The 21,637-nt window shown below is 47.9% G+C and carries 21 protein-coding genes and 1 pseudogene; 10 read left to right on the forward strand and 12 right to left on the reverse strand.

The window, feature by feature from the left end; all coding sequences use genetic code 11:
* Positions 1-177: 177 nt before the first annotated feature.
* The gene (locus tag QGP82_RS12625) at positions 178-1,347 is read right to left on the reverse strand and encodes an acyl-CoA dehydrogenase family protein (protein ID WP_163664424.1); all 1,170 of its coding nucleotides are present in this window, start codon (positions 1,345-1,347) and stop codon (positions 178-180) included.
* Between the two features lie 264 nt (positions 1,348-1,611).
* Positions 1,612-2,154, reverse strand: coding sequence for an OsmC family protein (locus tag QGP82_RS12630; protein ID WP_499059428.1), 543 nt, complete (start codon positions 2,152-2,154; stop codon positions 1,612-1,614).
* A 221-nt stretch (positions 2,155-2,375) separates the two neighbouring features.
* Here QGP82_RS12630 and QGP82_RS12635 point away from each other — a divergent pair, with 221 nt between their 5' ends.
* On the forward strand, positions 2,376-2,846 hold the full coding sequence (locus QGP82_RS12635) for a nuclear transport factor 2 family protein (RefSeq protein WP_163664420.1): 471 nt from the start codon (positions 2,376-2,378) through the stop codon (positions 2,844-2,846).
* Between the two features lie 235 nt (positions 2,847-3,081).
* Here QGP82_RS12635 and QGP82_RS12640 read toward each other — a convergent pair whose 3' ends face one another.
* A complete protein-coding gene (locus tag QGP82_RS12640; RefSeq protein WP_499059431.1) occupies positions 3,082-4,461 on the reverse strand; it encodes an IctB family putative bicarbonate transporter in 1,380 nt (459 codons plus the stop codon).
* Between the two features lie 107 nt (positions 4,462-4,568).
* Entirely contained in the window at positions 4,569-5,354 is a 786-nt protein-coding gene (locus tag QGP82_RS12645) for a DUF4058 family protein (RefSeq protein WP_163664416.1), read from the reverse strand.
* A gap of 73 nt (positions 5,355-5,427) precedes the next feature.
* On the opposite strand from QGP82_RS12645, the gene QGP82_RS12650 reads away from it, so the two are divergent.
* Positions 5,428-5,676 (forward strand): hypothetical protein, encoded by a 249-nt coding sequence (locus QGP82_RS12650; RefSeq protein ID WP_163664414.1) that lies wholly within the window; start codon positions 5,428-5,430, stop codon positions 5,674-5,676.
* Positions 5,677-5,898: 222 nt separating this feature from the next.
* Here the strand turns inward: QGP82_RS12650 and QGP82_RS12655 are convergent, their stop codons facing one another.
* Positions 5,899-6,372, reverse strand: coding sequence for a DUF6882 domain-containing protein (locus QGP82_RS12655; RefSeq protein ID WP_499059433.1), 474 nt, complete (start codon positions 6,370-6,372; stop codon positions 5,899-5,901).
* Between the two features lie 70 nt (positions 6,373-6,442).
* Positions 6,443-7,010: pseudogene (locus QGP82_RS12660) on the reverse strand (Uma2 family endonuclease).
* Positions 7,011-7,269: 259 nt separating this feature from the next.
* On the opposite strand from QGP82_RS12660, the gene QGP82_RS12665 reads away from it, so the two are divergent.
* Together QGP82_RS12665 and QGP82_RS12670 are read left to right on the forward strand one after the other, a co-directional pair.
* On the forward strand, positions 7,270-8,439 hold the full coding sequence (locus QGP82_RS12665) for a metallophosphoesterase family protein (protein ID WP_499059435.1): 1,170 nt from the start codon (positions 7,270-7,272) through the stop codon (positions 8,437-8,439).
* Positions 8,440-8,583: 144 nt separating this feature from the next.
* Positions 8,584-8,835: a hypothetical protein gene (locus QGP82_RS12670; protein WP_163664408.1), complete on the forward strand. Its 252-nt coding sequence runs from the start codon at positions 8,584-8,586 to the stop codon at positions 8,833-8,835.
* Between the two features lie 56 nt (positions 8,836-8,891).
* On the opposite strand, the gene glgB is transcribed toward QGP82_RS12670, so the two are convergent.
* Positions 8,892-11,192, reverse strand: coding sequence for a 1,4-alpha-glucan branching enzyme (gene glgB / locus QGP82_RS12675; RefSeq protein WP_163664406.1), 2,301 nt, complete (start codon positions 11,190-11,192; stop codon positions 8,892-8,894).
* Between the two features lie 154 nt (positions 11,193-11,346).
* The gene (locus QGP82_RS12680) at positions 11,347-11,745 is read right to left on the reverse strand and encodes a hypothetical protein (protein WP_250565701.1); all 399 of its coding nucleotides are present in this window, start codon (positions 11,743-11,745) and stop codon (positions 11,347-11,349) included.
* Between the two features lie 78 nt (positions 11,746-11,823).
* Between QGP82_RS12680 and QGP82_RS12685 the strand changes: the two genes are divergently transcribed.
* The 4 genes from QGP82_RS12685 to QGP82_RS12700 all read left to right on the forward strand — a co-directional run bounded on the left by QGP82_RS12685 (position 11,824) and on the right by QGP82_RS12700 (position 15,362).
* A complete protein-coding gene (locus QGP82_RS12685; protein WP_163664404.1) occupies positions 11,824-12,624 on the forward strand; it encodes a pre-peptidase C-terminal domain-containing protein in 801 nt (266 codons plus the stop codon).
* Between the two features lie 336 nt (positions 12,625-12,960).
* A complete protein-coding gene (locus tag QGP82_RS12690) occupies positions 12,961-13,929 on the forward strand; it encodes a sensor histidine kinase (protein ID WP_499059438.1) in 969 nt (322 codons plus the stop codon).
* Between the two features lie 308 nt (positions 13,930-14,237).
* Entirely contained in the window at positions 14,238-14,891 is a 654-nt protein-coding gene (locus tag QGP82_RS12695; protein ID WP_250564933.1) for a response regulator transcription factor, read from the forward strand.
* A 222-nt stretch (positions 14,892-15,113) separates the two neighbouring features.
* On the forward strand, positions 15,114-15,362 hold the full coding sequence (locus tag QGP82_RS12700; RefSeq protein WP_163664398.1) for a hypothetical protein: 249 nt from the start codon (positions 15,114-15,116) through the stop codon (positions 15,360-15,362).
* Here QGP82_RS12700 and QGP82_RS12705 read toward each other — a convergent pair.
* On the reverse strand, positions 15,354-15,935 hold the full coding sequence (locus QGP82_RS12705; protein ID WP_499059442.1) for a PAS domain-containing protein: 582 nt from the start codon (positions 15,933-15,935) through the stop codon (positions 15,354-15,356). The two genes, QGP82_RS12700 and QGP82_RS12705, sit on opposite strands and share 9 nt — an antisense overlap.
* Before the next feature lie 196 nt (positions 15,936-16,131).
* Positions 16,132-17,475 (reverse strand): guanine deaminase, encoded by a 1,344-nt coding sequence (gene guaD / locus QGP82_RS12710; RefSeq protein WP_499059445.1) that lies wholly within the window; start codon positions 17,473-17,475, stop codon positions 16,132-16,134.
* Between the two features lie 359 nt (positions 17,476-17,834).
* On the opposite strand from guaD, the gene QGP82_RS12715 reads away from it, so the two are divergent.
* Together QGP82_RS12715 and QGP82_RS12720 are read left to right on the forward strand one after the other, a co-directional pair.
* Complete coding sequence (locus QGP82_RS12715) at positions 17,835-17,984, forward strand: hypothetical protein (RefSeq protein ID WP_499059447.1); 150 nt, start codon at positions 17,835-17,837, stop codon at positions 17,982-17,984.
* Between the two features lie 381 nt (positions 17,985-18,365).
* Positions 18,366-19,637 carry an adenylate/guanylate cyclase domain-containing protein gene (locus QGP82_RS12720; RefSeq protein WP_499059450.1) on the forward strand — a complete coding sequence of 424 codons (1,272 nt, stop codon included), beginning with the start codon at positions 18,366-18,368 and terminating at the stop codon, positions 19,635-19,637.
* 13 nt (positions 19,638-19,650) lie between these two features.
* On the opposite strand, the gene QGP82_RS12725 is transcribed toward QGP82_RS12720, so the two are convergent.
* Positions 19,651-21,105 (reverse strand): cation:proton antiporter, encoded by a 1,455-nt coding sequence (locus tag QGP82_RS12725; RefSeq protein WP_163664389.1) that lies wholly within the window; start codon positions 21,103-21,105, stop codon positions 19,651-19,653.
* A gap of 285 nt (positions 21,106-21,390) precedes the next feature.
* Positions 21,391-21,606 carry a hypothetical protein gene (locus tag QGP82_RS12730; RefSeq protein WP_036019430.1) on the reverse strand — a complete coding sequence of 72 codons (216 nt, stop codon included), beginning with the start codon at positions 21,604-21,606 and terminating at the stop codon, positions 21,391-21,393.
* Between the last annotated feature and the right edge of the window lie 31 nt (positions 21,607-21,637).

Consider the following 21,637-nt stretch of genomic DNA (forward strand, 5'->3'; position numbering starts at 1 on the left):
CGTATCAACGGATACCGTTTTACAGACTTTGATTTTCGTTACAACCCTCAGTGTCCACTGCCTGCCAGGTCAGCTAAGTGATGCATTCAAAGGCTATATTTCCTAAACCTGAATGTTCCCTCCAGTCAAGCAGCCTGTAGGAGGGTAAGCAATTCCCACCCTCCCAATTTGAGACTGTTAGGCAACCGACAAAGCGGGTTGCTGCTTCATATCAGCCAACATCTTCTTCAGATGCTTGAGAGCGGGAGTCACAATCGCCACAAAATAAGCTTCCCGCAACTTACGCTCTGCCGGGCTACCATGCACATAGGCTCTGGCCCCCGCATGCAGCATGGCCGCTTGAGCAGACCGTAACGAGAGTTCTGCACCGGTTACCCGGGCTTGAATAATCTCGCGATCCAGTTGTGGATCAGCCAACCCTGTACATTCATTCAGCTGGTCAGCCAGGCTGTAGGTATGCAACCGAGCCATGTGCAAAGCATCAGCCAGGTCTTCAACTTGATCATCCAAATAGCAATTTACATGACCCAGACGCTTATTAGACCGACGCATCAGCTCAATACAGCTATCGGCTAATCCTAACCCCATACCCATCTGGGTCAAGATAAATCCAGGGCGAATGCAGGCGACATACTCCTCACAGGGAGATGCCAAAACCCACTCATCTGGAACAAAGGCATCGCGGAATACACAGCTATAGGTGCCTGTCCCTTCCAGGGCAATAAAGTGAGCATTAAGCCGCAGCGACATCCCCTCTAGCGCATCGGAAACAAGCGCCATCATGTAGTCTTCCGAATCAGCCAGTTTGGCGGCAATCCCAAAATAGTGGCCAGGCCCCAAATTAGACACCCAGGGCAGCAGGCCGTTGACGATGTAGCCACCGTCCACACGCGTTGCCGTCAGGGCAATTTTCTCAATATCGGCAAAATGCTTCATGGGGTTTGATAACCCAGTACCGGCTAGCACCTGACCAGTCGCGACTTTAGGCAGCATCTCTGCCTTCAGCGTCGTGTTCTGAGTGTTTTCTAAGTACCAGGTGCAGGCCACCTGACACCAGGTAATAAATCCGGTTGAAAGACAGTCTTTAGAAATTTCTTCAATGCTTTGAATCGCTGTTTTCAATCCTTTACCCGACCCCTGGTAGTCGGTGGACACTGCATGGGCAAAGGCATGGGTAGTCCCTAGCTGGTGCATAATCTGATCCGGATACTCTCCTTTGAGATCAATGTCTTGCACCTTAGGTGTCAGCACTTGATTAATTACAGTGCGTAGGTTAGCAATGGCCGGATCTGAATCTAAGGTTGCCGAAGATGCCTTATGATTCGATGATTTTGAAATGGTTTGCATGGCGATGCTCTATAAAAGGCCGATGTATTGAGTTGGGCTGATAAAGCGGTATGTGATGATCGCTGGGTTAGATTTTTGAAGCTTGAAAACCTAATGGAGACCTAACGATGCCAAAATATTGTATTGGTTGCCAGAATCGACATTACCCAAACGAATATACGCAAGAAATGCCCTAAGCCAGAGACGAAAAGGTTAAAGAGAAGTTTCCGGAGTTTCTCACGGTAGAAACTCCGACTTTAGATAAATTTAATCCAACAGTTCCAATTAAACCGTTGAAACCGATACCGGCATAGGGTTGCTTAATGTCGCAGACACCGGCGACCATGTATTCGCATGGGCCACCATTTCCTCTAGCACTGCCCGGTCCGCGTCACCGTCGATGTCTACCTTAACGCGGACATCAGTAAACCCAGCCTGAGGCTTGGCCAATTCTCCAGTCCCCCAGGTGCTAACAATGTTGATATCGCCTTCTAGGGCAACTTCTAGCTTAGTTAAGGTAACGCCTTTTGCAGCGGCATTGGCCTGAATGCCCACCACCAAGCAGGAACCCAGGGCTCCCAACACAATCTCAGATGGGTTGGGTGCGGTATTATCTCCCAAAAGAACAGGAGGTTCATCAATGGCAAATGCGTCCAGATCACGGGCGTAGTTAAGGCTGCGAAACTTGCCTGTGCAGACAGTTTTAACTTTTAGGGTTTTATCGGCAGGGTTGGCCTTATTCTTAGCGGCTAAATCTGTTAGACCGTCTTGAGGAATGGGGGTAAGCGGTGCCTTTACCTCAGCGGTTACGGTAGTTGCTTCGGCCATGATTTTATCCAAGTAGAATGATCACTCTACTTAAGATACAAGAAACTCCTGGGAGGTGAAAGGTCAATGTTATTGATTGATAAAAATAGAGAGCACTGAGAGCCTCAAGAAAATCCTAGTTTTCCAAAAGTTCGTCCCATCTACCTGGCACGCTGAGGGGTATATATAGGGAGAATGAACTCCGAATTCACTCTTTGACTGATTACTCAGGATTCTTGCCCATGTCAGCTTCGAAACTGGTCCCCCCATTTACCTATGAGATTGCTGTTAAAAAAGTTCGTATGGCAGAAGATGCCTGGAACAGTAGAGATCCACAGCGGGTTTCCATGGCTTACTCAGAAAATAGCCACTGGCGCAATCGGGCTGAGGTTTTTCAGGGACGAGATGCGATTCGAGAGTTTTTGACCCGAAAATGGGATAAGGAACTGGATTATCGTTTGACTAAGGAGATGTGGGCCTTTGGTGAGAATCGGATTGCGGTGCGCTTTCAGTATGAATGGCACGATGATGCCGGTCAGTGGTATCGCGCCTATGGTAATGAGAATTGGGAATTTGACGAGGATGGGTTAATGCGTCGCCGAGAGGCGAGCATTAATGATAAGCCCATTACTGAAGAAGAACGTCGCTTTTTCTGGCCTGCGCCCGGTCCTCGTCCAGACGATCACCCGGGGCTGATAGATTCTCCAGAGTAGTGCGATCGCACCAACTATAATAATGGGGCACTGCCCCGCAGGGTGCCTGCCAATATTCCTAGGGGAACTCCCCATAGACCAGGGATTCTGTTGCCATTGTTAATAATCACCCCCATCACAAAGAAGACATTGTGAGACTAGCTCTGACGAACAGAACTAGTCTCCTCCGGTAATCCTATCCAGGATGTTTCATCGTCCTCAGGCCCATGGGCTCTGGGGACGTCATAACGTAGCCCTATTCTTCGTAGCGTTGCTGGCGAGGCACATAGAAACTGGCAATAATGGCCATGCACAGCCACCAGAGGGTGCTGACCTGGGGACGATACCAGACGGTATCGACTAAACCGTGGACCAACATACCAGAACAGGTTGCGATCGCACCAATCAGCCAATAGCCCTGCCCATTCATATCCATCCGCAGACGCCGTAGCTGGTATAACCCTTGATATAAGGTTGTTCCTAACATCCACAACAGAGCCGTAAAGCCAATAATGCCGGCCTCAACCAGGGTTTCTAGAAAAATTGAATAGGCACTCAAAGCAGTGTAGTTAGGACGCTGGTAGAACGGATAAACTCTGTTAAAAGCTTCATTACCAGGGCCAATGCCAATGACAGGCCGCGCCCGGATCATATCCATCACCCCTTCCCACACATTAATGCGGAAGTTGTTGCTGCTGTCTCCCCGACCGGCAAACATGGTCATAGCCCGTTCACGCACCGGGCCAACAAACAGCACGGCAAATACAACCAAACTGGCCATTAACCCCAACAACATCGGTAGTGCCCATTTCTTCCAAAAAGATGGAAACAGTTCACTCCACCAGTACACCAGCAGCACTGCCAGCACAAAAAATAGACCCAACAGCCCTATCCAACCGCCACGGCTGTAGCTCAACACCAAACAGGCAAGATTTAGAAAAAAAGCAATGGCTGCCAACACCTTAGGTAGCCAGCGGGGCCATACAAAAAAGGCGCTAACGCTCATGGCAACTGCAGGCATCAGATAGGCTGCCAACAAATTAGGATTTTTTAGATAGCTATAAACTCGAGTTGCCCCAGATAAATTAGTGGTCGGATCCACCCAGGTGGCCAGGGCCTCAGCTCCAAAGAAATATTGGCGCATACCATAGACCGCTACGGGTAAAGTCGCCAGCACATAGACAGAGACCACCCCCGTACGCAACTTTGGCTGCCGCAGTATCCGTGCCAGCAGCATAAACAGCAACAGATTCAAGGTGAGCTTAATCAACCCAGAAACGGCGGCAGCTTTGACCGGCGACAGTGCCGTAGCTAATACCATGGTGGCCCAGTAAAGGGTGACCCCCAAATGAATAGGCGTGAGCCAACCGTTGGCCTCATCGCTGACTGTGAGGAGAAACCACAGCGCTGCACAGGCCACCAGCAAAATACCAATGAGGGTGGTAGAGGTATAAGGAGACAGTACCAGCAGCACCGCTACGATAGCAGCTGCTATCAGGTCGCCATGGGGCAGTAGCCCGCTACCCTGACGCCATTTACGTAATGGCGTTAGCAGCCAATGGATAAGGCTCACCTCTCGCCACTGCTGTAGCGAAAGCTGACCAAAGGTAAGGGTACGCAGCACTGAATCAATCATTAGGGCAGCCAGCAAATATGCGCCTGTATAGTAGCGGGTCAGTGTCTATTCCCTCAAGCCATAGAACTTAGGGCTTGTAAAAATTAAATTCACGGTTGTGCTCACGTTTAAGAGCCCCGTAATCCCTTGTCAGTCAGAAGATCATTTATCCAATCAGTGTCTTCATCGAATTCTGGGACAGGCTCTTTCTGGTAATCCAGTTTCAAATCGTAGCCAGAACGCTCATAAATCTGGTTTAACAAGCACTGCAAATCTACAGTGGGTGCCTGATCGCCCGAACGTAACGGCAGTCTGAAGGTGGGTATTTTATCCTTTAGATTAAATCTGTAAAGCTCTGCCTGGGGTCTTAGATCGTTCCGACTGACCAGAATACGATAGTCACTGTGCCAACCTTGACCCAAAATCGGCATGGGCTCATGGGCTCGCAGTAGATCAATTTCGACCAGGTGGGTGGAGCTAGTGAGTACCCGCTCCCGTTTGGTTTCGTAAGTCCGTCGTCCCTGTCCTGGGCGCTTGTTAATGGGGGACAGCACCTCAATGGCAGCAACGACTTCCTTAGTGGCCACTTCGCGTACTTCTAAATAGCCTTGCCTAACTGTCACTGGCATTGGCACTTCAACCAGCATCGGTTGCGATGGAGGAGACGCCACCGCAACATTTATAGACTGATTGGTCTGCTGTTGCGCCTTTTGGACGGTGACATCGGGAATGCCCACCAATAATGACTGGTCTCCAGTTGTTTCGTACATTCGCACTTCTACTGCAACCGAGTATTTAGGCCGCAGCTGGGGAGTCAACGACTCTGCTAAAGCTGCGATCAGAAGGAGGTGAACACCTGGCCAAATTTCCGGATGCTCTAAGTATGGATCCATTCCAGGAAATGGCGAAGGCACTGGACTTACTCCTTAGGGGGTTGGATGAGAACGATCGGCAAGCTCAACTACTATCCTAGTGTAGGAGTCCTGGATGCCCGCAAAAATGGATTACGGTGACTTTACAATCAGTGACGTTAAAAAGCAGTTTGCCGTTAACTTGATTGAAGATCAGGCACTGTTTACCGATGTTCAGGGCCAAAATCCACCTCAATGGCTATCGGACTTTTTGGAAATCCGTCTACCGTTGGCCGATGCTATTGGTACTGAGAAAGCTAAGTCAGAATTTATTGTGGCTCCTATTTTGTCCGCTGCGCGTGAGCTGCTAAACCGTCAGGTTTAACCGTCAAGAAGAAAACAACTTAGCAACAATCTTTGGCTATGTGACCACCGGAGACCTATGATAGTTTCTGAAATTCCAGTCGATGAATGGGCAAAGAACCATTTTTATCGACACGAAACAATACTTTGCTACGCAGGTAAACGAGCTGCTAGGCATCCTAAAAAGCATGGTCTTGTAGTAACACGCTTTTGTAGCTACCTTGCTGAAACAAAAAGATTATTGTCATTCGTGAACAAGAGCGCTGATTTCCACCTTTCCGAATGTCATAAACACATAGGCTGAACCAGCCGGTCCACGATAAGTACCTTGAGTATCGCAGAGGTTTACTGCCAGAGCAGTCATAGCCCAAGCTTCGTCTTCGGTACCGATCCATTTTCGTGTAGTCAATTTTTCAATCCCATATTTTTCACCATAGGCTTTGAGTTTTAGGGAATGAATTTTAAGGTCATCGACAATCGATGGGTTATCCCAAGCCCATAACCAAGAACTATCGTTGATGCTGAATGAACCAATAATCTGTGCCGGTGCAGCAACTTTTACACCATCGGAGTTAGAAAAGACAAGATCGCCCACTTCTTGATCAATATCCCACCGATCAAATGTGCCCAAACCCCATATCTTATAAGCTGCTTCATTTTTGAGTTGTAGTTCTTCCATACTTATGGTGAGAAGATCGCTAAAGCTCGAAGAATTCATAGAAAAACAACGATAAATTCAATCAGTAATCCTCAGGGGCATTTAACGTATCGTAACGCCCACAATATTTCTACTCAAAGAGAGTGGCAATACTACAGCTAAAACCAGGCAAAACCGGGCTAGTTAATGTATCTGTAGCATAGAGTGCCATTGCCTTAAACAGTTGACCTGCTTTGCGGCGATAGATTTCAATCACATTGAGTTCCCGATCAAAAATCCAATATTCCAACACACCCTGATTGGAATACAGCTTCAGCTTAGTTTTCTTATCTCGCTCTTTATCTTTTAGAGACTGAGATAACACCTCAATAGCAATTTCAGGTGCCCCCGTAGAGTGTCCAGCCTCATCTAGTAATTGATTGGATCTTTCATTACTAGCCCAAATCACATCCGGAATCACCGCATCCGTCGGTGAAAAAATCACTCCTGGTGCAAAGGCCGCTCGACCCAGATCACTTTGTTTAGACCAGCTTCGCAGTTTCGGCATAGATGACCCCAGCCACATCCTGATGGTCCACATGGGGCGCACGGGGCATATGTAAGGCTCCATCAATGATTTCGTAGCGATTGCCATTTTCAGGAAGACCCTCTAAATCGTCAACCGTCCAACGCATGGGTTGAATTTTGATCGATGTCATGGCTTTACTTCCTGGTGAAATTTGTGGGTTCACAGTAGGGTGCCAACATGTTGACACCCTACTAGGGTAGTACCCTTTGGGGAGAAAGGATTCTAATGCCCCAGCATCCAAAATACTTTACGTCTTTCATCCCCTGCGCTACCTTTCCCATAGATAAACCTTGTCCACGTCCAGAACTAGAGTTTTTCAGTAGAAGAACCTACAGGCTTCAACTTGGATGTGGTTGCTCCTAACCAGACACGTATCCTCCGCTTTCCCCATGTTCAACCGGCGTCGCTTTCTCGTGCTCAGTAGCCTAGCCATTGGAGCCTGCTCCAGTCGCCCCATTGCTCAATCAGTCACCACTAGCAGCACTCCAGAGGTGTCCACCAGTTCCTCCCCCGCTGCCCCTGCTGCCCCCAAACGTCATCCCAACTTTGGTCAACCCATCGGCCCTGAAGAACTCTCTGCACCTAAACGCGGTGATGTGCGAGCAGTGGTGATCAGTGATCTGAATTCCCGCTATGGGTCTGTAGACTATCGCCGTGAAGTGATAAAAGGCGTTTCCATCCTACCCCAATGGGAACCGGATATTGTGCTGTGCATGGGCGATATGGTGGCAGGTCAAGCCACTTTCTTAAGTACCTCCGAAGTGGAGGCCATGTGGGAAGGGTTTGATAACCTCATTCTTAAGCCTATTCGCGAGGCTGATATTCCCTATGCGCTGACCATTGGCAATCACGATGGGTCTAGCCAGACCTACGAGGGGGGCGGCTATATTTATGCCGTTGATCGCGAAGTAACTACCCGCTACTGGCAGGCCCACCAAAATGATTTGGACCTACAGTATGTGGATATGGGTGATTTTCCTTACTATTACAGCTTTAAGCAGAACGATATTTTTTATATTGTCTGGGATGCATCATCGGCGAATGTACCTACTGACCAAGTTGCCTGGGCGGACCAACAGCTAAGTAGCGAAGCGGCCCAGTCTGCCAAGTTTCGCATTGCTCTAGGGCATCTGCCGCTGTATGCCATTTCTCAAGGTCGCGATCGCTACGGTGAGTTTCTCAATAACGCCGACCAACTTCAGGCCATATTAGAACGTCACAACGTCCATACCTACATGAGTGGTCACCACCACGCTTACTATCCCGGTCACGTTGGTAATCTAAACCTGCTCCACTGCGGTGCCCTCGGCAGCGGTCCCCGCACCTGGCTCTATCGCACCGATGCCGCCATGCAAACAATGACGGTATTAGACTTTTTCTTTGATACTGGCGAAACCGTTTATACCACCTACAACATGAATCGTATGGACCTGGTGGACACCCAAACCCTACCGCGACAGATCGTTGGCCCCACCGGACGTGTACTAAGAAACGACATTACTTTATCTGACTTGACAGCCGACGAGCAGGGCCAGGCCTACATTCGAAGCGACAACTAAGTACTTTCTCGGATTTTCCCTGTCTCTTTCTTGTCATGGAGTGCCAACTAAGTCGATACGGAATCCATCGCTAAATCACGTATAAGGAAAAGTTGTGGCAATAATTTGTCTCTAAAGGCGAATTATTCATCATTCATGCCTTCTATGGTGGTTAAGCAAATTCGTTCGTGGCAAATTCCTCAAAATGTGCCGAACCGACCAGCCGAGTTGCCACCTGGTTCAACTGTTCGATTAACCATCGAATTCGATGGCCATGGCTATTGTCTGATGGCGACAGAATTAGACGGTGATTACACCCTGAAAGAGTGGCACCCGTCCCTCAAGACCGCTGAGCAAAAGGCTGCGGAGATGTTTGGGTCAAGAGCCAAAGATTGGGAAACCATGGGGCTGCCATAGAAAATGATCTGGCGCAAATAAGTCGGGTCCTTCTATAGAAGGACCCGACTTATTTTTTATACAAATCCAGACAAGGCTGCGGAAGACGTTCTTGCGGGATCCAGCTTAAACACAACCGTTGCCAACGGAGGCAAGGTCAAATCTAACGAATAGGCCCGATTGTGATAAGCCCAATCTTCGGACCACTTGCCGCCTAGATTGCCCATGTTGCTACCACCAAATTCGCGGGCATCGCTATTAAACACTTCGCGATAGTAACCTTTGGCAGGTACACCAACTCGGTAGTGGCTATGGGGCTGAGGCGTAAAGTTACAGACAACAACGATAAATTCATCGCTATCCTTAGCCCGACGGATAAAGGCCACAACACTGTGTCTGTTATCACTACAGTCAATCCATTCAAACCCTTGTTGGTCAAAGTCTTGAGTGTAGAGGGCGGGCTCACTCCGATAGGTGGTGTTGAGCTGCTCAAAAAATGCCTTTAGTTCTTTGTGAGGTTGATACTGTAGCAGGTGCCATTCCAGATCACCCCAGACATTCCATTCGCTCCATTGGCCAAACTCCATGCCCATGAACAAGGTCTTCTTACCTGGATGCATAAACATATAGGTGTAGAGACAGCGCATGTTAGCGTGCTTTTGCCACTCATCACCGGGCATTTTGCCAATCATGTTGCTCTTGCCATGCACCACTTCGTCGTGGGACAGGGCTAGCATAAAGTTCTCACTAAAGGCGTACCAGATACTGAAGGTGACGTTGTTTTGGTGGAACTGACGGAACCAGGGGTCCATGCTGAAGTAGTCCAGCATGTCATGCATCCAGCCCATATTCCATTTGAGGTTAAAGCCAAGACCGCCTACATAAGTGGGCCAAGACACCATCGGCCAGGAGGTAGACTCTTCTGCAATGGAGAGAATACCGGGATAATAGCTAAACAGTAGATGGTTTGTCTGGCGTAAACAATCGGCAGCTTCAATGTTTTCACGACCGCCGTATTCATTGGCAACCCACTCACCTGATTTACGGTTGTAGTCCAAATAGAGCATGGACGCTACGGCGTCTACGCGAATGCCATCAATGTGGTATTTGTCAAACCAAAATAGGGCATTGGCCACCAAGAAATTGCGCACCTCATTGCGGCCATAGTTGAAGACCAGAGTGCCCCATTCCTTGTGTTCGCCTTTACGGGGGTCAGCATGCTCATAAAGATGAGTGCCATCAAAGAATGCCAAACCGTGGCCATCCTTGGGGAAGTGACCTGGCACCCAATCCACCAGCACCCCAATACCGTTTTGGTGACACTGGTCGATGAAGTACATCAAATCTTCGGGAGAGCCATAGCGAGAGGTGGCGGCATAATAACCTGTGACCTGATAGCCCCAGGATCCATCAAATGGATGCTCAGCTATGGGTAATAGCTCAATGTGGGTGAATCCCAATTCTTTGATGTAGGGAATTAAGCGATCGGCGAGTTCTCGATAGGTGAGAAAACGGGCTCCGGGTTTAAGGTCTGCAACGGTTACAACCGGTGATTCAGTCCCGTCTGGCTGTAGAGCAGGATTGTTAGAAGATTCATGCATCCAAGAACCCAGATGCAATTCATACACCGAAATGGGTTGAGATAAGGGTTCCTGATGACGGCGTTGTTCCATCCAGGCGTCATCCTGCCATCCATAACTGTTGAGATCAGCTACAATGGACGCTGTTTTGGGACGAACTTCCTGCTGAAACCCATAGGGGTCGGACTTTTCGTAAATGTGTCCCTCGTGGTTTTTAATTTCGTACTTATAGTGGGCACCGACGGTCAGTTCTGGAATAAATAAGCCCCAAATGCCGCCATGGCCAATATTCATCTGGTGTTGGCGACCGTCCCAGTCGTTAAAGTCTCCTAAAATCGATACATTACGAGCGTTGGGTGCCCACACGGCAAAATAAATGCCTGTAACATCATCAATGGTGGTGGGGTGTGCCCCTAGTTTCTCGTAAATCCGGTGGTGATTACCTTCACCAAATAGATGAGCATCGTATTCAGTAACTAAGGGAGACCGGAAGGCATAGGGATCGTAAATCACATGCTCGTGGCCGTCCGCTTCATAGCGAAGCTGATAGCTCGCTAAATCATCAACGTCCAGGATGCATTCAAAGAAATCACCGTGATGCTCGTTAGTCATCGACACTGCCTGACGGCTATCAGGCATGATGACCCAGGCAGACTCAGCTTTGGGTAAATAGGCACGAACCGTCCATACATCTTTGCCATCTATCTGAATGCGATGGGGACCGAGAACGTCAAAAGGATTATGGTGATAATTGCCAACAATCCGGTCAATTTGCTCTGGGGCCGTTGTAAGTGCCATAGAAATCTAAACCTAATAACCGTATATAAAAACGTGCTTTTAAAGAGAGGGTGGTTCTTAATGCCTTTGTGTGAGCAAAGACTATGAAGTTAGGTTAACAGAACGTAACAACAAATGCTTGTTACGAAAGATCTGTTTTCTGAGAAAAGTATCCCTATGGCAAAAACGGAATCACTGGTTTAAAGGCACGGCGGGCCTGCAATAGCAGAATGATGAAGCGAATGTCAGAATTGAGGGTGAGGACGGTTTGGCGTGTGGCGAGCTCTGAATGGAGTTGGGCGTAGTCAGCGGGTGATAGGGGAGCGCCATCTAATGGAGAGCGGGCTTCAAAGATAATTTCAGTCCTCAATATTTCTTCTGGCACATCGTCAGCGGGGGGCAGCACAATTTGGTCTATATTGACTCCCGAAGTGGTAGCAGGATTTGCTACAGGCTGCTCGTCAGCGGGCATGATAGCTGGACTAATGGATTGTGCTAATCCATTAGTGCTGAGGTGAGACCAGAGTCCGAGACAGCTGATGCTAATACCTAAGATTTTTTGCCAGGGCACCATGGGTTTAGATGGAAAATTTCCGCTATCGTGATGCATTACTAATCATAATTGCTGCTGTGGGCAGCGCTAAGGAGTTCTATGCCTAGCTTTTTCATACTCAGTTTAATGGGTCGTCAGATACATCGCGAGTCTAGTGGACGACTCGGTAGATTATTGAAACTGGCTCAACGGGCAATCTACGCGGGGACAGCCTTAGTGGTGTGTACGGCTGTAGCTACCCCGGTTGCGGCTCAAACCCTGCTTGACGAGCAGCAGGTTGAGTTTCAACCGCAGCAAGATACTTATACGTTTACGGCTGAAGCCGGTCAAGCCATCATTATCGAGATGGTGAGCGAGGAGTTTGATACGTTTGTCACGCTATTAAATCCAGCTGGGGAAATTCTGGAACAGAATGACGACTATAACGGGACTCCCCAGGCAACGATTGTGGCAGAGTTGCCTGAGGATGGTGAGTATACATTGCTAGCAGGCTCGTTCTATGGACAGTTTGGGGGGAATTATCGCCTCTCGGTCAAATCTGCTTCTGACTATCAGCTGGTTTATGATCGGGCATTAGAGTTAATGCAGTCTGAGGACTATGGTGAGGCGGCTGAGGCCTATTCGGCAGCCATCGTTCTAATGCCTGAGGATCCAAATGCCTATTTGGGTCGAGCTGATGCTTTGCTACGTCAACAGGCGTTATTGCAAGGTGAATCGTTTGCGGGGCCTGGCAGTTTGCCGACAGACGTTCGGGCAGACATTGTGGATAACTATGAAAAAGCAGCTCAGCTCTATGGGGCGAACGGGCAAGGGGACTTTGCTTCGCTGATTCTCGAACAGGCAGAATTTGTCCGGTCTGGTCAGACGCCTGAGGGTTCATTGGATGGTGCCGGTCAGTAGCATCAATACACTTCAATTTTTTTGGATTTATTGAAAATTGGCGATTTCTTTACACAATGGTCAAAACTTTCCGGATGGCTATGGGTCTTTAAGAAAGTGTGAATGAGTAGATGAACCTTGACATATCCCTCACAGTTAATGCTGAGGGATTTTTTTTGTCTTAATTTTTACTGGATATGCCGGTCTATGGTGGTTGCTGGCGTAGATGGTTAGGTTTTGAGGAAAAACTCGGCAGGGGCAGTAAAGCGAGTGTTTAGGCGGTGCACAACCGCTATATTTCTCGGTATTGGTAATGTAGGTGTTAGCTTGCTGTGACGCTGGCCCGTTTAGATGCCTATGCCTTCATCTTTTGAGGATGCTAGCCGTGACGACCTATTGGTGTTGGTTAAGGATTTAACCCAGAAACTACAGGCGTTAGAGGCTCAAAAGCACGATGCAGAGATCATGCTCGATACGGTTGTGGAGCATTCCACCCTATTGGAGCATGAGCTACAGTTGGCTGAACGCCATGTCAGGGAGTTGAATGGTGTATTAGAAGAGCGGGTGAAACAGCGCACCGCCGAGTTGGAAGCGGCGAATCAGAATTTGGCTCGGGAGATTGCTGAGCGTCAGCAGGCGCAGGAAGAAGCGATGGCGTTGGCCCGGCAGGTTTTAGAGCAGCGTTCGCTCACCATCGAACGGACCTACGAGGCAGTGCACAATGGTCCATTGCAAGAATTAGCGGTTCTGCTACGGACGGATATTAGTTCGTTTTCGGATGAACAGTTGCGATCGCAACTCCAAAAAGTCAATACCGATCTGCGGGGCATCTATCAATCCATGCGGGGGGCTGTGGATAATCATCATGAAGTTCTTTGTCTAGAAGGTGGCTTGACCTTAGACCTGAGTGAAGATTTACCGGGGTTACTATTGCAAACCTTTGAACATACCTTAGAAAGAGACTTTCCTGGGTTTAAGACCATTCTGTTTCAGATCACGCCAGACTTTAGCTCGCTGACGACGGCAGCCTTATCCCTGGACCAGAAACGAGGCCTCTGTCTGTTTTTGCAAGAGGCCCTATGTAATGTGGGTAAACATGCCTTAGGTACAACCCGATTAGATGTGCTGTGTGAACGCCATCAAGATAGCCACTATCTGAGAATTGTGGACAATGGCCAGGGCCTTACTGAGGAAAAAGGGCTCTCCACATCTGACCAGCAGGGCACGCATCAAGCCCAACGACTGGCTAAATCTCTGTCTGGGAAATTCCAGCGCCGATGTAATGTGCCCCAGGGGATGTGGTGTGAGTTGGTTTGGCCGTCTTAGTTTTTGGTTTTTGGTTTTTAGTTCTTGGTTCTTGGTTTTTGGTTTTTAGTTCTTGGTTTTTGGTTTTTGGTTTTTAGTTCTTGGTTCTTGGTTTTTAGGTTGCTAATCTTGGAAATTCTGATCTTTGAGTTTTCTTGCTTTAGAACGTAACTCCATCACAGGGCATCGTCTTGCTTATGGGGTAGGAAATGGAGGTTGTGGCTTGCTAGATAGGTAAAATTTGCTGTCAGTTTTGCTGCACCCACCTTTCTACTCCAGTATGGTGATGCCAAATACCATCGGGCAACACTATGGATTTAGGCGAAGACATGTCAAGAAAGCAATGTTTTTTGGTCGTTGATGACCATGAAGCTGTGTTGCAGGGTACGGTGCCTGCTTTACAAAAGGCCTATCCCTGGGCAGATATTTTTACGGCCCAAGACTATGGGGCGGCGATTCAGAAGATGCAACAGGTACAACCTGGGCTGATGGTGGTTGATCTGAGCATTCCCCATGCATCCGGTGAGGTGGCTACCCCAGAGGTGGGTCTTAAACTCGTGGAGAAATTATTGACCAGCACCCTAGCTCCGAACATTGCGGTGCTTAGTACGGATATTAATCCTCTGGTGCGGTTGAAGAGCATGATTAAAGGCTATGAGGGGGGCTTTGCTGCCATGGATAAGTCTTTGCCGCTACAGGAGATGCTTAACTATATTGATTTTGCGATGCGGGGGTCGGTGTATTTACCCCAAAAGGTAAAGTCACGACCGGAGTTTCATCCTAAATGGTTGGAACTGCTGCAGCTCAGGTTTCAGGAAGGGCTGACGGATAAGGCTGTGGCTAAACGCATGGGCACTAGCGATCGCACCATTCGCAACTATTGGGTGCGTATTCAGGATGCTTTGCTAATTGGTGATGAGCCTGACAAAGATCTAAAGGTACAAATTGAGATTGAAGCTCGCAAAATAGGCTTGATTCATTAATTGCTACGGGGGCACATCGTCGCTGTTTGACGATGGACTATAAATTGCCAAATTTGGAAAAAACAGATTTCCGAATTGCCACCCAAGGAAAGATTTTTCCATTGAATTAAGCCACACTTAGGTTGAGCAATACAGCCTACGGCTGACGAACTTGCACTCAACCCATCATTGTTCCGCAAAGCAAGAGATTTAAACCAAGTGTGTTTCTAGGGAGATTCAACCATGCCAGTGCCTCAAACGTCAGCAGAGTGCAAGCAGTTTCTCAAGATTAAGGAAGTGGGTTCTAGCTATTGGCAACAACTGATCCACATTGGTATTCCCAAGCAACATGCGCGATCAATTGCGGTTGCGATCGCAAAGTACGACATTGCCCAATGTCAACCTCAAGAACTGCAACGCCAGTTAATTTGTCACTACAGTGCCTTTGTGTGTCGAGCCAATCTGTGGCGACCTGGACTGCTGCTAGCTTAATGTTGTTACAGGCTGAATAACAGTAAGGATAGTTTGTTCATCTTTGAAGATAAACGGTTGAAGCGAAACCGTTGCATCAAGAGAGCTACCATCAGGCTGTGCCCAGCGGAATTGACCACTGAATGTGTGCTGCTTAACCATGGCCATGATTAGCTGCTGAGAGTCCCCTGGGTCAGAACAGAAATCTGTTATTTTCTGTTGCCCTAACTGTTCGACAGAAACTCCTAGAAACTGACAGATGGTCGGATTACCATAAACAATATGCCCATCCACAAGGCGAGCGATCATTAACCCCACTGGCAACGCTTCTGCAACAAGCTGAAACTGTTCTATTGACTGATTTTTCTGCGCTTCTTCAAAATCAGTTAAGCCTGTAGCATGCTCCAGTTGTAGCACCAGCTTTTGATTTTCTTCTCGTAGGGTATCTAAAAGTGTATCCGAGTGTTCAAGGGCCATATCCAGCATCAGCTGTAGGTCATTTTTTTCCTGTTCTAGCTCTGACAATCGATGTTCTAACACAGCCTGTTGATCTGAAACATCGACAGCGTGAGGGACTGGATCACTATCTGACATAACTCGAATAAGAATAACTACTGGTACTGTAAAGGACCTGATGGTCAGATACTTTCCAAAAGTGGAAAATTACGTACCTTATGACTGGCTTAATCAAAAGCACACAAATCACCCTTTCTGGGCTCCCTATAGTTGGGTAAGCAACTGGCTGTAAACACTCGCTAATCCATGGGTGGCCTAAATCAGTAACGGCAAATCAGATTGAAACCCGTTCTCCTAAGATGTAAGTTGCCTCGATCACCCGATCGTCCCCCATCATGATCAGTGAAAACGTGCGATCGGCCAGTTCTTGAAGATTACTGGGGGCCTCAGACGCATTACGAAAGGCCATTAGCGGTGTGGCCCGTGGATTCAGCACAATAAAATCTGCAGCTTTACCAATGTCAAAATTACCCAGGACGTCATCCAGGCAGAGCGCCCTGGCACCACCTAAGGTCGCTAAGAACAATGCTTTAAAAGGAGACAGCTTTTGACGACGCAACTGGGCGACTTTGTAGGCTTCATTCGCCGTTTGCAACATTGAAAAGTTTGTGCCTGCCCCTACATCTGTTCCCAGCCCTACTTTGACAGGATACTCTTTTGACTTGGCCTGTTCGATTTTGAACAAACCACTGCCAAGAAACAGGTTAGATGTGGGGCAAAAAGAAACGGCGGATTTAGCCTCTGCCAGACGTTTAAATTCTTTATCGGTTAGCTGCACCCCATGGGCAAAAACCGAACGCTCCTTAACTAAACCGGCCTGATCATAGGTATCCAGATACCCCTCATAATCAGGGAAAAGCTGTTTTACCCAGGCCACTTCATCCACATTCTCAGACAAATGGGTGTGGAGATAAACATCTGGAAATTCTGCTAAGAGCTTCCCAGCTAAGCGCAGTTGTTCATCGGTCGAGGTGACGGCAAATCGAGGGGTGACTGCATAATGTAACCGACCTCGTTTATGCCACTTTTGGATCAGCGCTTTAGTCTCTTGATAGGATGATTCTGCTGTGTCACAAAGCACTTCAGGCGCATTGCGATCCATCATCACCTTACCGGCAATCATACAAAGATTACGACGCTCTGCGGCTTCAAAAAAGGCATCAACAGATTGTGGAAAAACACAGGCAAAGACCAGGGCTGTTGTGGTACCGTTGCGCAACAGCTCATTCAAGAAAATCTCAGCCACCTCTCGGGCGTAGGCCTTATCCTTAAATTTGCTTTCTGTCGGAAAGGTATATTGATTGAGCCATTCTAAGAGTTGCTCTCCGTAGGCGGCAATCATGCCAGTTTGGGGATAGTGGATGTGGGTATCGATAAAACCCGGCATAATCAGTCGATTGGCATATTCAATGATTGAAATATCTCCATATTTAGCTTTTATGTCAGCATAATGGCCAAAATCCTTGATCTTGCCATTATCCAGTACCAGTAGCCCATCGGCTATATAGCGAAGGCTGTCTGTCTCGGGCTGATAAAAGGGATCGTCAATAAAATCTAAAAACGACCCACGAATACCCTTGAGCAGGGACCAACCTGACTGACCATCTGAAGCAGACATTGACTAGAAAGAGAAACTAAGGAATAAGCCACCTCATCATATCCTGTCCCCAGAACCCCAATCTCTACTCTCCACTCTCATAAAACAATACAGATTTTTTTCCTGTAGCTCACTAACGAACTGACCAAAGAATTCTGACTTAGATGATGTGGGTAAAACCATGGTTTCAGGTCCCTCCCCACTATTCTGTAAGGGGTTTTCTCGAACAGACTATATCGGTTGAAGGCCCCCCTTACGGAAGCTACGGTGTACACACAAGTGATCGAAAATGGCGATGACGATTGCATCACCCCCTCTAACTCCCCCTTACCAAGGGGGAGGACCGGAGTTTTCCCCCTAACAGGGGGCCTGGATAACTGATGGCTTCTTTACCAGGAATGTCCCAAGGTTATCGTACGTTTGATTTTGGCTCCTTCCTAAGCGCTATGCCCATCACCATGGCTGATCAGGGACAGCTATCGTGGCTGAGCAAACGAATCGTCGATTACCCTGAGATTAATATTAATTGACTGTCTGAGTTTTCCGTCTCTGGAAAAAATACTAAGAAATAGATAGCCCAGTGCCATTTATTACCTTAGGTTAACTGCTGATTCAAACCACTGTGCGATCGCATCATCACCGTACCGGTTCTAAATTGGCGAATTCAGGGCACCACGTTAGATTGTTTAAGGAACGCCCTTTATAGGACTCCCAAGGTCTACGCCTGTGTTCCGCTATGGGACCATGGTCCCTAATGATCCAGGTAGCTCCACTGTGCGATAAGGTATTTTGCGACCCCCATTATCTGGCATTCATGACTAATCCGCCATTTGGCTGAGTCGTCCTTATGTAAATACTCCTGGATTTTTTTAGCATCCATGTAAACATGGCTAAAGGTGCTGCTCTCCCCTATGAATGTTCTTTCCTCTAACTCTGATGATCACGCCCTTGACGGCCAATCGCTGCAACAGCTTGCCGCAGAAAATAAGCGATTGCGTGATTTACTAGCGCTCGTCCAGAGCGAACGTGACAGTTTAGAGGCCTTAGCGAATATTGTGACCGAACATTCCACCGTGCTGGAAAATTCGCTCAATCAACAAAAGCGGGAAATGCTGGGCTACATTGACCAGGTGAAAATTGTTACCTCAGCAGCGGCAGCAGTTCAACAAAATGTGTTTACCTCCCAACACTTAGAAAAAATTGCCCAGCGTGATGATGAGCTAGGTAATCTAGCCAAGGTATTTACAGAAACAGTGTTAGCCGTCAAACACCATGAACAAACATTGGTGGAGACTAACCAACATTTAGAACAACTATTGCAGGCGTACAGTCGCTTTGTTCCTCAGGAACTGTTGCATTTTTTACAAAAAGAGAGCGTGATTGATCTACAGCTAGGGGATCACGTCAGCAAAGAAATGGCCATTTTGTTTTCCGATATTCGTGGCTTTACTACCCTGGCTGAGACCATGACACCCCAGGAAAACTTTAATTTTATCAATACCTATTTGGGATACGTTAGCCCAGAAATTGCTAATCACAACGGTCTGATTATGAAATACATGGGCGATGGCTTAATGGCCGTCTTCCCAGATGGGGTGGATGATGCGCTGCAGGCCTGCATTGCCCAGGCCCAGCGATTGCGAGACTATAACCAACATCGCCGGGCCCATGGTCATATCCCCCTAAGTGTAGGCATGGGTATTCACGTGGGGCGCATGATGGTGGGCATTGTGGGTGAGAGCCATCGCATGCAGGGGGATGCCTTATCTGACAATGTGAACCTCACAGCCCGACTGGAGGGACTCACCAAATACTATGGTGTTCAGTTGCTGGTTTCAGAAGATGTTCTGCGGAAGCTGACGGATTGCGATCGCTACCCAGTGCGCCTGATTGATCGTGCCATTGTCAAAGGTCGGCACACCCCCATCACTGTCTACGAAGTGCTGGATGCCGAAGAAAAGACCCTGCGAGCCCACAAGCTCAAAACCCTACCTCAATATTTAGAGGCTCTAAATTTTTATCAACAGGGCCAGCTAGCCAAAGCCCAGGCCTGTTTTGAACAGGTTTGCCAAGCGAACCCCACCGATAAGACGGTGCAGCTTTATCTAGAGCGGTTGCAGCTGCTACAAAAACAGGGACTTCCCGACGACTGGCAAGGCATTTGGGAGTTTACGCAGAAGTAGATTCAGCCCACACTTATGCCAGCACCATCCAAAACAGGAAGGTTAACATCAGGCTCATGGTCCCAATCAAATGGTCAAACTGCTCAGGTACACGGGGAAATTTGATCGATAGCTTTTGAAAAATTAGCAAGTACGCTAGCCAACCAGCTGCAATGGTGATCAGGGGTTTGACAACATTTTTCAAACTGTAAGCTTCATAATAAAGGCCATTTGCCAACACCAATCCGCCCAGCAATATTACCAGGGCTGACCAAAAACCTGCATTGGGGCTATTTTCGGATTTTTCCGAATTATGAACATGGGGCAAAAAGATAAACTTGGCAAATGAGATGGCTGTGCCTAAGGCTGCAATATTCATGCCGATCACTTGCCAGGGCACCAGATTCTTAGAAGTCAGTACTTTAGCGCCAAACCCTGCCAGTAAGGGAAAACCTGAGATGGAAAAACTGGCGATGGCTAACGCTACCCATATAGACGTGGGGATGGGGTTTTTCTTCAGTACCTTAATGTCGCGACTGGACAACTTGCCCGTAATCAGGAAAAGGGCTGATTTTACCAAGCCATGGGTGAGGGCATAAAAGCCACCTACAGCTGGTGCCGCCAAGATAAACCCGAGCTGAGAAACGGTATGAAATGCCAGGATACGCTTGGTATCTTTCGAAAATACAGCGTAGCCCACACCTAAAAGCGCGGTTGCCACACCAAAGAAACGAACGATAGTGTCAATCTCAGGCAACATGAGTGCAAACCGGACGAGGGGAAAGACACCGGTTTTGACCACGACGCCTGACAGCAGAGCGGATATGGGTGATTCCGATTCAGAGTGGGTGAGCGGTAGCCACAGCCCTGAAACAAAGATGCCGCCTTTGGTTAAAAGGCCGATAAAAATGAGGGCAATGGCCTCTGCTGAAGCGTTTGCCAACCCAGTGAAGGCAAAGGAATTATTGGTTTGATAGACCAGCACAGCCCCGAGCAAGTAAAACAGCATGGCCGTATTACTGACAAATAGATAACGCAGCCCTACCCAAATGGAACGGTCAGTGCGGGGGTAGGCGATCAACAAAAATCCGGCAATGCTGATGACTTCTAGGGCAACATAGACGCTAATTAAATCTGCGCTAATAAAGACGGCGTTAACGCTGCCGTGCAAAATGATAGCTTGGGTGTAGAAGAAAGCGCCTTTGTTACTTTGCCAGCAGTAGAGAATGACCGCTGTGGTGACGACGGCATTGGTAAGGATAAAGAAGCCGCTCAGACCGTCAATAAGTAAGCTGACGCCGAAGTTATCTAATAGTTGAAACGTTACCGGGTCCGGATTGAGCACATGCCAGAACCCATAGCCGAATGAAACCAATGAAATGATAATGGCCAGAGCCCGATCTAATTTGGGTAGCAGGTAAATGCTGAAGCCTATAAATAAGGGCAGGGCAATCCAAATAAGGCTAAGGGTTTCATGGTTTACTATCATTTTTTCTTTTAAGGCATCCTATTGTAGGAATAGCATGGGACGGACCAGCAAGGTGTATCGATGCAAAAAACTAGGCCTTTGCATCCTGTGGTTGATTTTGACTTATATGGCTTGCCAGTTATATACAGGGACTCAATGCACATAACCCAGACTCTACCGCCTCTCAGGCACTATCAGCCATGACAAACGCATACAATAGGATTGTTCACGCAGGCTTTTTGGAAGCCTTTCAATCCGTCTAAAGCTTCCGCGTCCTCAAGGAATAAGAAGATAACAATGCCTACCCTATGTGCGATCGCGTCTGTGTGATATTTTTGGTAACAAATTGACAGGAGAAACAGGAACGGCTTTATCAAAGAGGATTTTCATACCGTTGAGCAACACGGGAGACTTGGATTCATCGGCTGAGTCTAAGTCGGATTCAGTGAGGTCGTCGAGATCGTCTAAGGGATCGATATCCAAAGCTCGACCAAAAGGGTGAGGTGTCTGGGGCATCATCATTACCTGACTAATAGAGGTAGACAGCCAGTAG

Source organism: Leptothoe sp. LEGE 181152, from assembly GCF_032906605.1.
Classification (GTDB): domain Bacteria; phylum Cyanobacteriota; class Cyanobacteriia; order Phormidesmidales; family Phormidesmidaceae; genus Leptothoe; species Leptothoe turfae.

Coding starts and splice junctions, on each gene's coding strand:
- QGP82_RS12625 (WP_163664424.1), bottom strand. CDS start 1,347: ATGCAAACCATTTCAAAATCATCGAATCATAAGGCATCTTCGGCAACC.
- QGP82_RS12630 (WP_499059428.1), bottom strand. CDS start 2,154: ATGGCCGAAGCAACTACCGTAACCGCTGAGGTAAAGGCACCGCTTACC.
- QGP82_RS12635 (WP_163664420.1), top strand. CDS start 2,376: ATGTCAGCTTCGAAACTGGTCCCCCCATTTACCTATGAGATTGCTGTT.
- QGP82_RS12640 (WP_499059431.1), bottom strand. CDS start 4,461: ATGATTGATTCAGTGCTGCGTACCCTTACCTTTGGTCAGCTTTCGCTA.
- QGP82_RS12650 (WP_163664414.1), top strand. CDS start 5,428: ATGCCCGCAAAAATGGATTACGGTGACTTTACAATCAGTGACGTTAAA.
- QGP82_RS12655 (WP_499059433.1), bottom strand. CDS start 6,372: ATGAATTCTTCGAGCTTTAGCGATCTTCTCACCATAAGTATGGAAGAA.
- QGP82_RS12665 (WP_499059435.1), top strand. CDS start 7,270: ATGTTCAACCGGCGTCGCTTTCTCGTGCTCAGTAGCCTAGCCATTGGA.
- QGP82_RS12670 (WP_163664408.1), top strand. CDS start 8,584: ATGGTGGTTAAGCAAATTCGTTCGTGGCAAATTCCTCAAAATGTGCCG.
- glgB (WP_163664406.1), bottom strand. CDS start 11,192: ATGGCACTTACAACGGCCCCAGAGCAAATTGACCGGATTGTTGGCAAT.
- QGP82_RS12680 (WP_250565701.1), bottom strand. CDS start 11,745: ATGGTGCCCTGGCAAAAAATCTTAGGTATTAGCATCAGCTGTCTCGGA.
- QGP82_RS12685 (WP_163664404.1), top strand. CDS start 11,824: ATGCCTAGCTTTTTCATACTCAGTTTAATGGGTCGTCAGATACATCGC.
- QGP82_RS12690 (WP_499059438.1), top strand. CDS start 12,961: ATGCCTTCATCTTTTGAGGATGCTAGCCGTGACGACCTATTGGTGTTG.
- QGP82_RS12695 (WP_250564933.1), top strand. CDS start 14,238: ATGTCAAGAAAGCAATGTTTTTTGGTCGTTGATGACCATGAAGCTGTG.
- QGP82_RS12700 (WP_163664398.1), top strand. CDS start 15,114: ATGCCAGTGCCTCAAACGTCAGCAGAGTGCAAGCAGTTTCTCAAGATT.
- QGP82_RS12705 (WP_499059442.1), bottom strand. CDS start 15,935: ATGTCAGATAGTGATCCAGTCCCTCACGCTGTCGATGTTTCAGATCAA.
- guaD (WP_499059445.1), bottom strand. CDS start 17,475: ATGTCTGCTTCAGATGGTCAGTCAGGTTGGTCCCTGCTCAAGGGTATT.
- QGP82_RS12715 (WP_499059447.1), top strand. CDS start 17,835: ATGGCTTCTTTACCAGGAATGTCCCAAGGTTATCGTACGTTTGATTTT.
- QGP82_RS12720 (WP_499059450.1), top strand. CDS start 18,366: ATGAATGTTCTTTCCTCTAACTCTGATGATCACGCCCTTGACGGCCAA.
- QGP82_RS12725 (WP_163664389.1), bottom strand. CDS start 21,105: ATGATAGTAAACCATGAAACCCTTAGCCTTATTTGGATTGCCCTGCCC.
- QGP82_RS12730 (WP_036019430.1), bottom strand. CDS start 21,606: ATGATGATGCCCCAGACACCTCACCCTTTTGGTCGAGCTTTGGATATC.